Source organism: Halobellus captivus (assembly GCF_007655485.1).
Taxonomy (GTDB): Archaea; Halobacteriota; Halobacteria; order Halobacteriales; family Haloferacaceae; genus Haloquadratum; species Haloquadratum captivum.
The window spans coordinates 121,926-137,096 of the sequence record NZ_VJXQ01000005.1 but is presented as its reverse complement, the minus strand read 5'-3'; the positions used below and the strand labels follow the sequence as shown (position 1 = coordinate 137,096).

Sequence of the window (15,171 nt, the reverse complement as noted above, 5' to 3'; positions counted from 1 at the left end):
TTACTGATTAGAATGAATCGTGTTTCGTGGTATCATTCAACCAACCCACCGGTTCGACTAGAAACAAATGAGACTAGACAGAACACAAGCAATGCTGAGAGTATCACTCCGTAAAATAATTAGTCCACAATACATCTATGGTTGAAAAGAATAAAAGTTCGATCGGACTTATAGCCGCTTATGCCGTTGCTGTCGGGTTGTCCGTTGGTGGCGGTATGTGGGCAACACCTACAGTCGTGAGTAGTATGGTTGGACCACTTGTTCTTGTATTACCATTATTGGCAGTTATCTCGATGCTCATATTGGCTCCTACGTATTTTACGTTAGTTAAAATCTGGCCGACTGCAGCTGCCCATTACAAATATCCAGCAATGCTTTTGTTGCCTGAAAAGAAGAAATTCGGGCAACTGATTGGATGGACGCATATTTGGAGTTTTATTGCCGTAGTAGCAATAGTCGGATTGCATTTAATGGTAGCCGCTGGCGGAGAATTTATTGCAAACTCTACACCAGTATCATACGAAATAACAGTAATATCACTTCTAATAATCGGTTTTGTTATTGTTTGGTTTGGTATCCGGGCGGTCGGGATCACAGAGATCCTACTTGCCTCTTCAATTCTAATTGCGGTCTTTGCCTTGTTAATTCCAGGAATACCCAAAATACAGATGGAGAATATATTAATCTCATCACCAAATAATCTTAATTTGGGGGTCTCTGCATTTGCATTAATATATGGTATTGTCTTGCCAGCATTACTTATGATTGACTTAGGTGATGATATTGATAATCCCGGAGATGCCATTCCTAGATCTATTCTAGTAGGAATCTTCGGAAATATGGGTATTGCATTTCTGATGGGATTGCTGAGCGTTGGAGTACTACCTTACACAGAATTATCAGGAAATACGATCGCTATCGTTGCCACTCAGTATCTACCATCGGAACTACTGATCATTGTTGCCATCGGTGCGTTAGTTGCCGGTTTCTCGTCTCTAGTTGGTTTAATCACTCTTCTTTCCCGGTATCTTAACGCAGCAGCTAATGACGGAATTCTTCCGACTTGGAGTGGGAAACTAAACAAATATGGTGAGCCGAAATACCTGTTGTTACTGCAGTTCATAATAGCTATTCCTAGCGTATTTGTTGGACTTCCTCTCAGGACAATTATTGGTGCAGCAACATTAAGTTATCTCGTAGGAGCTAGTCTAATAATGATGATTGGTATCCGGATGCCGCGTCTCTATCCGGAAGAGTTCAACAAAGAGAGACTCAAGTCCTGGATCCACAACCCTAAAATTGTCCAGTTTTCTGCTCTACTTGGATTAATTATCAATCTAGCTGCATTTATTTACTTATCATACTCAGATACAATAGCATTCCTAATTTGGTTAGGAATGGTTGTTATCGGGGCAATTATATTCTTCATTCGGATTCTGCAGTCACAGAACATCGTCCTCCCTAGAGGACCAGATGATCTCTCGATAAAATTCGAATAGCAGTATTTTATTCAAAATAATTCGTTGGATGCTGCCATTATATTATTTTTACGGCGCATATTCGCCTGTTCCTTGGATAATTCTTTGATTTATCTTCACATCTTGGTTAAGTCATTTTGGATCTACTTTCGAATCACCCAACTAGAATTGAGAAACAGGACATCCCCCAGCCAAATATCCATCCAAAAGACAGTGACTAACCAATCACCAACATAGTGTGATGTCGGTGACGGTAGCCACACCGTCATCTAGAGAACTTCGATGAACAGTTCTCACGATCCCCACACCGGCTCTCTCACCGCCTATCACTTCTTGCGTCGGGTCGTTAAGGGTGTGATCAATACAGTTACTGAGGAACGTCTCGATCGACCAAATCCCGGTCGATATCGACAACACACAATCAACGGAGGTCGATCCCGCCGACGTCCCCGTCGAAGTCGAGTCCATCACCCGTGGACTCGCCGGTGAACAGCCGCCGACGAATTCGCTGATCGTGCTGAAAGCGGCCCGATAGTGGTACCTTCACAGCAAGGGCGGCACGGATCCCACCTTCCGATGGCTATCGAGTGGGTACGTCACCTCTCCCTGAAGTCGGGGACGCTGAACGTGAACGGCGAGTATGCGCCTGCCGCCCAGTAGCGGCTAGAACCGGAGTCTACCGACAAGCCCACGGCTGAAGCCGTGGATTGGTGACCTAGTGGAACAGTAATTAAATCATCAAAATCACAGGAATAAGTGTTCCCTAATCAGAATATCTGAGTCTGAGATCGAGTTCGTTCGTAGCAGCGAGGAGGATCTCAGGTATCTCAGTTCGCCACCGATCATTGACAAGTCGGTTTGCAGGGCCAGGGACACTTATCGCCCCAGCAATTTCTTCCCCGTCGAAAACGGGGGTTGCTACCGCACGAACACCATAGACAGATTCTTCATCGTTGAAACCAACGCCTTGTTCCTGGATCCGTTCGAACTCTTCAAAGAGCGACTTTTGGTCAGTGATTGTGTTTTCCGTTCGTTTGTCCATCCCTTGTCTTTCAAATATCTCTTGGACCCTGGCTTTAGGGTAGTGCGCGAGAATCACTTTGCCAGCGGCAACACAATGCATCGGCGTCCGTTCACCCGCCTTGGCATACGTGGGGACTGCTCGCCGACCGGGAACGCTCTCGAGATAAACAGCTTTCCCGTGCTCCTCGATAATATACCAGACCACCTCGTCGGTCTCGTCTGCAATCTCTTTGAGGACGGGTCGCACCTCCCCGAGAAGATCGTTGGATCGTTTTACATACTTTCCGATTTCGTAGAACTGCATTCCCACTCGATACGTTCCGTCCTCTTTGACGACGTACTCGAGATTCTCAAGGGTAGTGAGGTAGTCGTGAACAGTACTGATGGCGAGATCCAACTCGGCTGCGATATCCGATAGCGTTGCTTCATCAGCCTCTCGCAGGATCTCTACAATGCGAAACGCGTTCTCGATTGTGGTCAGATGATGGGGCGATCCACTGTTGGTCATACTTACTGAACAGAACGTACTTAGTTAAGCCTGTTACGTGCCGGGTTCAAACCTCAGATTGGTGTTGAAATTATGCGAAAATCACCGGGCACCACCTCTCCCAAACGATCCTCCAGTGAATCTGTTGAAGTGCATATATCATAAATATATTTATTTAGTTTATTTTATATAAAAATTTAGATCAGCTGGGGTTAGATCTAAAAAGAGATTATACAATTATTTGGTGTCTTTCTAGCGAATTTCTACTTAATCAGAACTGTTCACTACTATGGTATATCAGGATTGTGTAAATAATATTATATGTGTTGTTGCGGGCCTTATCCAGCTATCTGAAGGTGTTCTGATCGAGAACCGAGGACTGAGAGGGTGATAAAAACCAACATACATATGAGCCCACCAATCTGGATGATAGTGTCGGGAGCGAAAATCGTAACGATCCCGAGGATGAACGCGATCGAACGTCCAGGAGAACCAAGCTCGGCAAACCCGTTGTATCCAGTCGATGTAAATACGAGCCCAACACATCCGGATGAAACGAGAACGAACTGAAGGACTGTCTCGGGGAATGACCAGATAATGAGAGCAGGGTTCGCGAGGAACATAAAGGGGATGAAGAACAACCAAACACCGAACCGAAGTGCCTCTACGACTGTTTCCCAGAATCCGGATCCAGAGATTGTCGTCGCCATTGCAATTGGGACGGCGACCGGCGGCGTGAGAGATGAAAGTAGTGCAAAGTAAAAGACGTACATATGAGAGACGAGTGGCTCGAAGCCCAGACGAACAAGTGCCGGAGCCAACACGGTTGCGACGAGAATATATGCTGCAGGAGTCGGCATGCCCATTCCGAATAGGATACTCACAAACATAACAATGAGGAGTGCGACGACCATCACTCCTGCCGCCATTACCATAAGATTAAGCGCAATCTTCTGACCTAACCCCGTCGACCCGTAAATGTTGATGATGATCCCGAGGCCAGCACCGAGCGCCATAAATGGTGCAAGCATTTCTCCGCCTCGAATTAACCCGTTGATCGTATCTTCAACCCAGCCTCTCAGATCTCGGTCAATAACGCCGTACCGCACGACAGTGGTTAACAGAAGTGTTCCGAGTGTATATTTCCCCGCTTCAAGTGGCCCAAATTCTAAGGCGATTAGGACGTAAATGAGTACGACGATAGGGATAATGTATTGTGCACCCCGTAGGAGGAAGCCCCAACTGACGCCATCCCCCTCTGGTACATCATCGATCCATTCCTCCTTTTTTGTCCGGAAGTGGATCCCCAATCCGATAGTGATGTAGAACAACATTGCAGGGAGGAACCCGCCAATAACGACCTCCGAGAACGGGATTCCAACGATATCAGCCATTAGGAACGCAGCAAGTCCCATAATCGGTGGGAGTATCTGTCCACCAGTACTAGCGACGGACTCGATCGCACCCGCCACCGAGGCCGGAACGCCACGATCCTTCATAAGCGGGATTGTGAAGGACCCGGTTATTGCTACGTTCGAGACGGCCGCGCCCATCATCATTCCGACAATCATACTCGAAACGACCGCGGTTTGTACGAGACCACTTTTTGAGCGCCGGGCGATCTTCATCCCGCTTTCGGTGATGTAATCGAAGCCGCCGTATTCTTCCACAAGCCCGGCTAAAAGGAGGAAAATCGCAACCCAAGTCGCCATAATTTGGAGAATGAATGCGTAGACACCGCTCATAGAGACGGTTTGTCTCGCGATGAGTTCCTCAATGCCGTATCCGGAGTGTTCGAAGATCCACGGGAGGTGGTTTCCTACTAACCCATAAAGCATAACAGCGACGATAACAGCTGCCAACACACCACCATACTCTTCATAGACGACGTGGGTGGTTACGACGACGAGAATCGTACCGACCAGGATGTCCGTACTGTTGTAGACGAGCAGACTCCCGGTTGAAATCCACCGGTCGTAAACAAAGTGAACGTAAAATGTCGCACCGAGAAAGACGAGCCCCGTCAGCATCGCTGCCGCCCCGAACATTTTTGACTTCGTGTTGAGTCCATCTTCGAGTCGGGTCTTCGTATATAGCGCGTAGAATGTGAGAGTCGAAGTCCCCAAAACGAGATTGGACAGTTCAGGACGGTCTAGTGGATAGAACATCGCGTACGCTATTACTAATAGCGCAGTCACCAGCGCAGTTAGACGGAACGCCCCCGTGGCGAGTCGTTCAGGCAATCGTCCACCAGTTTCTGTCTCCGCGGTAGCGGTCATTTTTCTGTTTGAGACGTGGAAGTCATTAATAATTCACGGTACTTATCTAGTCCTGGATAGTTTATACTTCACCAACTTCGTAGTCGTCGTCCCAAGCGTCGTGCTCTTTGAGGAACTCTGCGGCGCCGGGATGGACAGGGAGTTCTGGAACAACCGTCTGGGTCCAGAATTCAATATCATTGAACGGTTGGGCACCAGCGTGACCCTCTCCGAGGTGCTCACTATTTTGCCAGAGTGTATCCATAAATGAATAGACGAAATCGGACGACAGTTGGCTCGTTCCCATCAGTACGTATCGGGACTGCAATAGGATTGACTCCGGTTCGTGAGTGAACTCTGCGATGTTTTCTGAGAGTTCGTCGTTCGGCGTCGGTTCCAGTCCGAGATTCGTTTCACTTCCGATAGTATTGACAGAATCCTCCTGAAATGACAGTACTCGTATGTCGTTTTCGGCATACACCTGAGATATGTGTGCCGGATTGAGACCGTTTACGTGCATTGGAACAATCTGGACGTCGACGCGGTTCGAGGAGACCGCATCGGCTTCTTGGTTGACCGCTGTTGTCGTCGTATCATAGTCGCCTCCCCCGGTTGCCGTATCCAGTGCCAGTTTCCACGGGTCATTGAACGAAGCCCCGGCCGGGCCGAGACCAACGGTAGCCCCCGCAACGTCACTGTAGTACTCGATATCGGTCCCGGCTTTGGTGACGGCTCCTGTACGCTGATCCATCATCGTCATAATTTGCATCGGCTGGAGTTCGGATTCGATATCCTCGAACCGGCCCTCATTGTTCAGTGCCTGTAGAACAAGCCATGCACTTGCCGCGCCGAGTTTTTCGTTACCTTGGATGAGTTGGACAAGTGACTGACCCGAGGGACCAGCCTGGGCATTTAGTACGATATCCGAGTGCTGGCGGAGCGTGGCCGACATTGCGCTGCCTACCCCATAAATGAGTGTGCCTTCCGGACCGCTCGTGAGAGTGAGGCTCTCCGGACTACTGCCGTTACCGTTGGAATCTCCGGAGCCATCTGAGGCTGTAGAATCTCCGTCACCGGAACCGCCGTTCGCGCCTGAGTTGTCGTTGTCGCCACTTGAGCAACCAGCGAGGCCGACTAATCCGGCGGTACCCATCGCCTTCAGTGCACTGCGTCGGTCGATAATGCCATTCTGGTCACATACAGATCTCTCATCTGTCATAGTTCTACACTCCTCAGATAGGTAATTAAAGCTTTCCCTTAGGGATTCGGCACCATCGTAGCCATATTGTCCCAACGTGCACTTTACGGAGAGTTAGGAAAATTTCACCGGATTTGGCCCAGAGATGATTCACAGTCGAACCACCTGACTGTCGCATCTCAGTTTGAGCATCGTCGAATTTGTGTTGTCCGTATTCGGATGCCAGAGATAATCGCGACAAACCTTCCATCGAAATGATTTGGTAATGGAGCAAAGGATACCCGATATAATCGGATTAGAACCGAGATTTATGAGGGTATCTAACACCGTGCTAGGTACTCACACATTATTTGGATATATACCAAAGCAATCAATTCGGCGAACTCAACCGGAATTGGCTACGAGGAACTATAACAGCATAGTTTCAATCGGCAAATAACAGAGGTACATATGTTACATCAGTCGAGGGTTTGGATACTGGATTGAAGCAGATCGAGCAGTACATCATCATAGAAGGGGTTCTAGTCACCTATTCAAGTAGTTCCAAACCGATTTCAATTGGTGATTTGGGTTATTTCGAAATTAAGCTCATAGTTGATGGCATTTTACTCAGGACTGCAACAGAGGTGGTCAAAATCGGCTAACGGAGACTCGAACCGGAGAAGAGACACAGTAACCGCAAAGTATTTTAGTCGGTTTGTGAAATCATTCTCTTATGGAAATCACCATTTTGGGGAGTGGATCGCCCCCGCCACAGACATCCAGAGCGGGCCAAAGTATGGTCGTATCAATAGATGATGAACCGTTGCTTTTCGATTGCGGTCCGATGACAGTTGAACGACTCCTAGAGAACAAGTTTGATCTACAGGACATTACGTCGATGTTTTTAACCCACCATCACATCGATCATAATTCGTCGTTCTTCCACTTTGTAATCACGAGTTGGATGTATGGGCGCCAAGATCTCTCGGTCTACGGCCCTGAGGGTACTGATACGCTCATTTCGGCATTAACGGACATCTACTCCAGGGACATTGATTACCGGAAGGACTTCGGCCGGCCAATCGAAGGGATGACCGGTATAAAGCACCAACACGTCAACGATGAAACGGTCATTTCCGAGGATAAATGGACTGTGACGGTCCATTCTGTTTCTCATTCGATTCCAACCTACGCCTACCGGGTCGACGCGCACGATTCCGGAAAATCCTTTGTGTTTTCGGGGGACACGGAGCGAATCGATTCACTTGTCGATTTCGCCAAAGGTGCCGATGTGCTAGTACACGACGCAGCCGTCGGGCCCACACGGGAGGTCACTGAAACCGACGATGCCTGCGATCAAGAAAGCTGGCGGCAATACCTTTCTACCAACCCTCATCCGAGCGAGACTCCGATGGTTGACTATCACGCCTCTGGGAGGGAGTCGGGTGAAGTAGCCGAGGCCGCCGGTGTCGAGACACTCGTGTTAACTCACTTCCTCCCAGCCCAAGACACAGAGGCCACCAAGGAACAAGCTGAATCAGCCTTTTCTGGCGATGTCTACGTCGCCGAGGACGGGCTCACTATCTCCACGGTGTAGACCAACTAAAACATCCTCACGGTCGGACAACCGTCACTGGAACGTCTGCGTTGAGTAAAACTGATTGAGTGACGCTACCGAAAAGCACTTTCCCGACGGGCGTTCGGCTGCGGCCAGCCATAATAATCAGATCAGGCTCGATTTCACTGGTGCGCTCAAGGATGGCTTCGGCCGGGTCAGCATAGGTCCGTTCCTTCTGAACATCAATGCTCGCACGACTGAGGATTGTCTCAGCTTCAGCTACACTCTCGGGGAAGTCTGCCTCGTCGTACCAGTCCTTTGGATCCGCAATTCGGTCCCCCACGTCCGTCAACTGTGGGTGAACATTCAAAATGGTGACCTGAACGGACTCCGCTGCGTCGGGCAGTTTAGTGACAACCTCTGCGGCTCGGCGTGCGCGTGCTTTATCCGTATCAACCGGAAGTAATACTCGGAACACGGTTCGTGTATTCTGCCCATTGACAAAAAAGTGAGCTTCATTTCTAAAGTTCCATATATTTCTTCCGCCCTCGAACGGAGCAGTTGCGCATAATTTTGATATGCTATCTCCCTCAATGATGGAGAGAATTACGTAGGATCGCGCTCTTTGTCCCCGGACCAAGATCGAGAACTCCCGATGGATACGGAGACGTTCTTTGTTTGTGTGTAGTGGTCGAGCGCCTGCACCCCCTTTTCTCGACCAATCCCACTCGCTTTGTATCCGCCGAAGGGTGCCGCGGTGAACACAGCGGGATACTCATTGATCATAATTGTCCCTGCGTCAATATCCTCAGCAATGCGGTGTGCACGAGAGAGATTGCCCGTCCAGAGAGCGGCCGAGAGACCGTATCTCGTGTCATTCGCCCGCTTGATGACCGATTCTTCATCCTCAAACCGATACGCAGTAAGAACAGGGCCAAAGATTTCTTCGCAGGAAATCAGCGCATCGTCAGCTACCTCGTCCACCAACGTGGCGGGATAAAAATGTCCCGTACTGTCAGGCAATTCACCCCCGGCGAGAACACGCCCTCCGTTTGAGACGGCCTGTTTGACCATCGAATCCACGTTGTTCTGTGCTTCCGCAGAGATCAACGCACCGAGGTCGTGATCTTCGATTCCGGGACCATACTCCAACTCGGAGACTGCTTTAGCGAACTCATTGATGAACTCCTCATAAATGTCATCGTGGACAAACAATCGCGTTGTGGCAAAGCAGATTTGGCCCGTGTTCATAAATACATTCACCATATCAGAAAGTGCCTGTTCAATGTCTGCATCTGGAAAGACGATACACGGGCCTTTGCCACCAAGTTCGAGGCTGACCGGCACCACGTTTTCTGCCGCGGCCTTCATAACTGTCTCCCCCGTCGCCCGGGAGCCGGTGAACACGAGCTTTCTAATTCGGTCATCGTTGGTCAAGGCTGCGCCGGTTCGAGCGCCGTCTCCCGCGACTGTATTGAAGACTCCGTCCGGAAGTCCTGCCTCATTTGCAATTCGCGCCATTTCGAGAAGTGAAAGTGGAGTTTCAGGAGAGGCTTTTGCCACGACAGTGTTTCCACAAGTCAGCGCTGGTGCAATACTCCGCGAGGCGAGAACAAACGAAGCGTTCCACGGGATAATGTGGCCGGTCACTCCGAGTGGTTCCTGTAGGGTGTAATCGAGTCGGTCGCCAGATACTGGAATCGTTTTACCCTCGATTTTATCTGCTAGCCCAGCGAAATAATCGAAGTTATCGATACCGAGCTCTACCAAGTATCGTGATTCAGAAAGTGGACGACCGCTCTCTCTGGTTTCGACTTTTGCCAGATGCTCTTTTTCGCTCCGCAGAGCATTGGCTACACCAGAAAGGATCTCTCCGCGGTCTTGTGCACTAAGACCGTTCCATCTCTCGAGTGACTCTTGGGCCGATCGAATCGACTCGTCGATGGCCTCCGGTCCGCCATCGTATACGGTTGTAATCCTCTCTTGGGTCGTTGGATCGAATACAGGGAACTGCTCTCCGATGGAACGCCATTCACCGTCGATGAAGCACCCATAGGTCTGGGCGAGGCTAGCAGCCATAAAAAATCACATAGAGGCTTCCAGTATATATCTACCGCTCAAATGCGGCTATTAGTAGCTCGGCCGGATTGTGCGCGTCTACGGTACTGATAAATTTAACACCGCGTGAGCAACCCTTCTATTGCGTCATTTTGGGAATTCCCGATCGATAACAACCTCCAGGAGAGCAATCGAACCTGATTCAACGGCATCGAGTCCACGATTGAGCGCACAGGATAAATGAGTTGGATCCGTTATCCGCTCGGCGTGGCACCCCATACCACTGGCTGCCTCTGCAAAGGTATGATCAGGATCGAACGTCGAGAACTCTCCACCGCCGAAGGCGGTCTCGCCGTATTGATCATCAATTGCTTTATCGACGGCCTGCCACCCTCGATTATTGTACACGACCAAGAGGTGAGGGAGATCATATGTTTGAGCCATCTGGATCACTGCCATCGGATTTCCGAAAAGGAACGAGCCATCTCCCACGACAGAGACAACGGTCGATTCCGGTTTGGCTAACTTGATGCCGAGGCTCGCCCCGAGTCCCCAACCAAGACCACTCATACAGTACGAATAGTATGTTCCGGGCTCGCTTCGATCCAGATATTCAAGTACGGTTTGGGTGTTCGAAACTGGTTCAGCTACGATTACTGTGTCGTCCTGTATCACCTGACTCAGTGTATCAGAGAGTTTTGCGACCGAAATACTGTCTGATTCTCGTTGTGTCTTTAGCCGTTCTTTTCGTTCCCTTTCGAGTTTATCGTGCCGGGCTGTGATCTGTGTGATCCGGTCCTCAGTCGCTGTCGTCGATTGGGCCCGTATGTGATCGGTCAGATCGGAGAGAACTTGAATTGGGTCTGCAGCGATTGAATAATCAGGTCGAAAATCCCATCGGGGATACTGTTCCTTTCCAACGTCCGGATCGATGTGGACAACCGGTGTCTCGTCCGACGGTGCTGATATAGTGGGAACCCAGGGAACATCACTGTTCACAACGAATACTAAGTCGCTGTCCGGCAAAAATCGATGTGGATCAAATCCGAGGTGCAGTGGATGGTCGTGCGGAAAGTTCATATCGAACGTCGGGGGCGATTCGACGACTCCGACGCCAGCAGTTTCGGCGAACTCCTGAAGAACCGACACGGAGTCTTCGGTACGGCCGAGATAGGAGGTAACGAGTAGAGGATCGTCAGCGCTATCGAGCATCGAAACAAATTCGGCACACATCGCGTTGGTAACTGTACCAAACGCGGTCTCTCGCTCTTTCGGAGTTCTGTCCATTGAATCCGATTGTGATTCATACCGGAGCACTTCTCGGGGCATCGTCAAGTAGACGGGTCCTTGGGGAGTACTCGTCGCAATATCGAGTCCTCTGTCGACCGCACCTTGAGCGGTTTCCCCGTGTTCCAGTTGGTATTCCCACTTCGTGTACTCACTCACTAGCGAGTGCTGATCGTAGACGTCTTGGTAGTAGTGCACGGGAACGCTTCGAGATCCCGGTATTTCGGCCTGTGACGTAAGCGGGGTTCGCCCGGCCATCAAAAACAGTGGAATCCGAGAACGTGCTGCGTTATGAACGCTTGCGCCGAGATTAGCTGTTCCGACGTCAACATGGACGAGCACCACCTGTGGTTCTCCTGTCGCCTGCGCGTATCCGTGTGCAGCACTCGCAGCGACCATCTCGTGCGGGGCTTTAATCGTTTTTATCTCTTCGTTTGTCGCTAAGCCCTTCAGCAGGGTCGGATGATCAGTACCGAAGGTTCCGAATACGTGTTCCACGCCGTTGTCACTGAGTCTCTGTATTACCTTCTCTCCGACTTCGATAGTGGCGGTGTTACTCTGAGTCATCACTACTGGCAACTCTCGAGAAAATATATAAACAGTTCGCCGTAGTCGGCGAGTACTGGATTGGCTACTCAGGAGAAAATGTAGTGATACATCGAGTTGGTCACCCCAAAATTTATATTCTAATTATCCAATTGACGAGATACAGCAATGTCGAGCGAACATCGAACAAATAATTCGTCAGTGGATTCTGATTATACCGTCGTCGACGTCGATGCCCACTATTTGGAATCGTTTGAAAATATTGCGGAGTATATGGACGAGCCTTGGCGAACACGACTGAAGGAGAGCGGGTGGGGAGAGATCGGAGCCAAGCAGAACGCGTCGTCATATTTTCCGACGAGTACAGGTGATAGACAGGCGTATGGACGGATCGACCGCGAACACTCAAGTTACCCGGACGAACCAGCGGAACCCGACGAAATAAAAGCCTCAATGGAGTCAATCGGTATCGATATCCAACTTCAGATTTCGCACCTGCTGCTCCCCGCGAATGCCGTCCGCTCGGACGATCAGCGGGTTACTCAATTTATGGAGGGGTACGTCAAGTACGTCCGAGAGCACATCCTCGATCCAGATGAGGGAATCTACGGACTCGTTCCCGTTCCATTTCACGACGTCGAGGCCTCCCTAGACCTACTCAAAGAAACTGAAGACGATGAGGGATTCATCGGCGCCTGTATGATTGCGGCCGGTGCCCGTCCAGCGCTCGGAAACCGCAAATACGACCGTATCTACGAACTCGGCGAGGAACTCGACTATCCGTTTGTCTTTCACACCGGCGGTGCGGGATTAGATAGCTACGATGGTTTTCAGTCGTTCATCGAAACTCACGCGCTCGGTTTCCTCGCGTCAAATCAGGCACAGCTGACGAGCCTCGTAATGGAAGGAATTCCCGAGAAGTTCCCCGAACTAGACATCATTTTTATGGAATCCGGTGTCACCTACGTACCGGCACTTATGACCAGACTTGACGAGGAGTATCTTAAACGGCCGGAGGAGAACCCTCTTTTGGAAAAACTTCCGAGCGATTACTTGAAAGAGGTTTACTACGGGACTCAACCGCTTGAGAAGAGCGCCAATCCGGAGTACTTGGAAACTTGTTTCAATATGATCGGGGCTGACCAGATAATGTACGCTTCGGATTATCCGCATTGGGATTACGATCGACCCACAACGGTGACCGACCTTCCCTTCCTCACGGAAGACGACAAGCAGAAAATCCTAGGTGGAAACGCGTTGGAGGTGTTTGACCTGTGAGTGAGAAGGTCGAAGTAAAGCCCGTTGCGGAGTTCGAGGACGGGGATCGCGAGATACTTACGGTTAATGGCAAATCAATCGGTGTCATCCAATACGATGGCAACTTCTACGCACTCAGTAATACTTGCCTGCACGATTGTGGCCCCGTTTGTACGGGACGGGTTCACGAAAAGATGGATGGAGAGTACACCGGAACGGGAAAACCGCTTGATTGGTCGCACAATGAGGACGAAATCGTGATCAGTTGCCCGTGGCACGGTTGGACCTACGATTTAGAGACAGGTGAACACCTCGCAACAGATGATATTCAACTTCCAACGTATGAGGTCGAAATTGAAGACGGTGATGTGTATATCATCGTAGAATAGATATAAAATAGCATATACTATTCATTAAACCTATCTAGTTAGAATGTTTGTGAAAGTCGCAAACTTACATCGGGATGTTGTTCAGGTATCTACCCAACGGGTTGTTCGTAACAGAATAATATAAATAGAACCAGAGGGGATTAAACAGATACAGTAGCGAGAAGTACTACTAAATATAATAAGACCAATTATTGAATCGTCGTATGAATATCACACTATTGGGTACGGGTACTCCACTTCCTCACCCAGAACGTGCCGGAACTGGTGTTTTAATAGAGGTTAATGACGAACCACTTCTTTTCGATTGTGGCCCGAAGTCGTTAGATAGAATTATTGATAAGAAAGTGTCAATCTCAGATATCGAATATTTATTTTTCACCCATCACCATATCGACCACAACAGCTCATTTTTTAATTTTCTTCTGATGGGTTGGATGCTAGGTCGGGATAAGCTCACAGTCGGTGGGCCAGAAGTGACGTTATCCCTCCTCGACGCCTTCTACGAAATCTACGACGAGGACATCAAATACAAGGAACGCGTTACCGATCAATCTATTAATCACCTGAAAAACACTACATTTGAACTCGTCTCAGAAGACTTCTCTTATGATACGGACGACTTCAAACTCACGGCAACGGAGGTGAATCACCCGATCGAAACGTATGCGTATCGTATCGAGGATCCGCAATCAGACACAGTTGTTGTTCTCTCACCCGATACAGGGTACTACCCACCATTAGCGGAATTCGCTACGGACGCGGACGTCTTAATCCACGACTCGATGGTCGCACCGCCCTTGGATCCGATTCCAGAATCAAAGGTGTTAGCGGAATACAGAGGAAGATATCCACTTGACGAATCAGATTGGGATACATTCAAGCAGACGCATAGCTCTGCCGGTGAAGCGGGGAAAATAGCAAATCAAGCCGGAGTCGATACGCTCGTGCTCACGCATATAATGCAATTACGCGATACGAAACAAATGAAAGCCGAAGCCGAAGCAGAGTTTGATGGAAAAGTGATTGTAGGTTCGGATGAAATGAATTTATCATTCTCTCACAGCTGAACAGTAATTTTCATCATCGGTGACGTATCTACACGACCGAAGTCACCGTTGAAGTCATTGGGTCCTTCAATCGTGAGAGTGCAGTGCTCACCGCCCCCTCATCAACGACAATCTGAGAGGCAATTTCGCGAGCCTTGAACGCCCGATCCTCGTTTCCGGCGAGAAATCCGAGGACCTGATCAAGGACCGAAAGATCCGCGAGCTCGTCCTCGCTCGTGTTCTCGGATGTGTCTCGGTCGATGGGCATCGTTGAAAGGAGGTGCGACATCCGCTGTGAAGGGTGTTAGGTATGAAAAACACGAAATTGTTGAAGGTGAATCACTGTCCATCTTGAAGGAGTTCGAGAACCGTATCCATTGAGACGATCAGTTTCATCTTCTGATATCCTCATCGTAGTGAACACATCGATAAAGGTGTGTTCCGTCGGAGTAGCGAATCAAACACATCGATAGAGGTGTGACATCCGTATGTAGCTACAAAGAATCGTTAGCAGCAAGTGGGGCGCGGAACGACAATCTTAACATCAAAACCTAAGGAGAGATTATTCCGAGTTTCCAGCCATTTTAAATCCTCTACCAGTGGA

The 15,171-nt window shown here is 49.4% G+C and carries 11 protein-coding genes and 2 pseudogenes; 6 read left to right on the top strand and 7 right to left on the bottom strand.

Going from position 1 to position 15,171, the window contains the following annotated elements; all coding sequences use genetic code 11:
• Positions 1-137: 137 nt before the first annotated feature.
• Positions 138-1,499, top strand: coding sequence for an APC family permease (locus tag FJT57_RS13240; RefSeq protein WP_144906007.1), 1,362 nt, complete (start codon positions 138-140; stop codon positions 1,497-1,499).
• Between the two features lie 340 nt (positions 1,500-1,839).
• Positions 1,840-2,084 (top strand): annotated as a pseudogene (locus FJT57_RS16995) (hypothetical protein); the annotation flags it as partial.
• Between the two features lie 157 nt (positions 2,085-2,241).
• Here the strand turns inward: FJT57_RS16995 and FJT57_RS13230 are convergent.
• From FJT57_RS13230 to FJT57_RS13220, 3 genes are all read right to left on the bottom strand, one after another.
• Positions 2,242-3,009: an IclR family transcriptional regulator gene (locus FJT57_RS13230; protein ID WP_144906005.1), complete on the bottom strand. Its 768-nt coding sequence runs from the start codon at positions 3,007-3,009 to the stop codon at positions 2,242-2,244.
• Positions 3,010-3,326: 317 nt separating this feature from the next.
• Positions 3,327-5,267 (bottom strand): TRAP transporter permease, encoded by a 1,941-nt coding sequence (locus FJT57_RS13225; protein WP_144906003.1) that lies wholly within the window; start codon positions 5,265-5,267, stop codon positions 3,327-3,329.
• 61 nt (positions 5,268-5,328) lie between these two features.
• Positions 5,329-6,465 carry a TAXI family TRAP transporter solute-binding subunit gene (locus tag FJT57_RS13220; RefSeq protein ID WP_144906001.1) on the bottom strand — a complete coding sequence of 379 codons (1,137 nt, stop codon included), beginning with the start codon at positions 6,463-6,465 and terminating at the stop codon, positions 5,329-5,331.
• A gap of 694 nt (positions 6,466-7,159) precedes the next feature.
• On the opposite strand from FJT57_RS13220, the gene FJT57_RS13215 reads away from it, so the two are divergent.
• The gene (locus tag FJT57_RS13215) at positions 7,160-8,023 is read left to right on the top strand and encodes an MBL fold metallo-hydrolase (RefSeq protein ID WP_144905999.1); all 864 of its coding nucleotides are present in this window, start codon (positions 7,160-7,162) and stop codon (positions 8,021-8,023) included.
• 16 nt (positions 8,024-8,039) lie between these two features.
• Here FJT57_RS13215 and FJT57_RS13210 read toward each other — a convergent pair whose 3' ends face one another.
• The 3 genes from FJT57_RS13210 to FJT57_RS13200 all read right to left on the bottom strand — a co-directional run bounded on the left by FJT57_RS13210 (position 8,040) and on the right by FJT57_RS13200 (position 11,896).
• Complete coding sequence (locus tag FJT57_RS13210) at positions 8,040-8,462, bottom strand: universal stress protein (protein ID WP_144905997.1); 423 nt, start codon at positions 8,460-8,462, stop codon at positions 8,040-8,042.
• 128 nt (positions 8,463-8,590) lie between these two features.
• Positions 8,591-10,063, bottom strand: coding sequence for an aldehyde dehydrogenase family protein (locus tag FJT57_RS13205; protein WP_144905995.1), 1,473 nt, complete (start codon positions 10,061-10,063; stop codon positions 8,591-8,593).
• Positions 10,064-10,189: 126 nt separating this feature from the next.
• Positions 10,190-11,896, bottom strand: coding sequence for a thiamine pyrophosphate-requiring protein (locus tag FJT57_RS13200; RefSeq protein WP_144905993.1), 1,707 nt, complete (start codon positions 11,894-11,896; stop codon positions 10,190-10,192).
• Between the two features lie 147 nt (positions 11,897-12,043).
• On the opposite strand from FJT57_RS13200, the gene FJT57_RS13195 reads away from it, so the two are divergent.
• The 3 genes from FJT57_RS13195 to FJT57_RS13185 all read left to right on the top strand — a co-directional run bounded on the left by FJT57_RS13195 (position 12,044) and on the right by FJT57_RS13185 (position 14,588).
• Positions 12,044-13,153: an amidohydrolase family protein gene (locus FJT57_RS13195; protein WP_144905991.1), complete on the top strand. Its 1,110-nt coding sequence runs from the start codon at positions 12,044-12,046 to the stop codon at positions 13,151-13,153.
• Positions 13,150-13,521 carry a Rieske (2Fe-2S) protein gene (locus FJT57_RS13190; RefSeq protein WP_144905989.1) on the top strand — a complete coding sequence of 124 codons (372 nt, stop codon included), beginning with the start codon at positions 13,150-13,152 and terminating at the stop codon, positions 13,519-13,521. The genes FJT57_RS13195 and FJT57_RS13190 overlap by 4 nt, the downstream gene beginning before the upstream one ends.
• 203 nt (positions 13,522-13,724) lie before the next feature.
• Positions 13,725-14,588, top strand: a complete 864-nt coding sequence (locus FJT57_RS13185; RefSeq protein WP_144905987.1) for an MBL fold metallo-hydrolase — start codon at positions 13,725-13,727, stop codon at positions 14,586-14,588.
• A 61-nt stretch (positions 14,589-14,649) separates the two neighbouring features.
• On the opposite strand, the pseudogene FJT57_RS13180 reads toward FJT57_RS13185, so the two are convergent.
• Positions 14,650-14,835 (bottom strand): annotated as a pseudogene (locus FJT57_RS13180) (MarR family transcriptional regulator); the annotation flags it as partial.
• Between the last annotated feature and the right edge of the window lie 336 nt (positions 14,836-15,171).

Bases quoted from the DNA above. Each gene is read 5' to 3' on its own strand.
- FJT57_RS13240 (WP_144906007.1), top strand. From the start codon at position 138: ATGGTTGAAAAGAATAAAAGTTCGATCGGACTTATAGCCGCTTATGCC.
- FJT57_RS13230 (WP_144906005.1), bottom strand. From the start codon at position 3,009: ATGACCAACAGTGGATCGCCCCATCATCTGACCACAATCGAGAACGCG.
- FJT57_RS13225 (WP_144906003.1), bottom strand. From the start codon at position 5,267: ATGACCGCTACCGCGGAGACAGAAACTGGTGGACGATTGCCTGAACGA.
- FJT57_RS13220 (WP_144906001.1), bottom strand. From the start codon at position 6,465: ATGACAGATGAGAGATCTGTATGTGACCAGAATGGCATTATCGACCGA.
- FJT57_RS13215 (WP_144905999.1), top strand. From the start codon at position 7,160: ATGGAAATCACCATTTTGGGGAGTGGATCGCCCCCGCCACAGACATCC.
- FJT57_RS13205 (WP_144905995.1), bottom strand. From the start codon at position 10,063: ATGGCTGCTAGCCTCGCCCAGACCTATGGGTGCTTCATCGACGGTGAA.
- FJT57_RS13200 (WP_144905993.1), bottom strand. From the start codon at position 11,896: ATGACTCAGAGTAACACCGCCACTATCGAAGTCGGAGAGAAGGTAATA.
- FJT57_RS13195 (WP_144905991.1), top strand. From the start codon at position 12,044: ATGTCGAGCGAACATCGAACAAATAATTCGTCAGTGGATTCTGATTAT.
- FJT57_RS13185 (WP_144905987.1), top strand. From the start codon at position 13,725: ATGAATATCACACTATTGGGTACGGGTACTCCACTTCCTCACCCAGAA.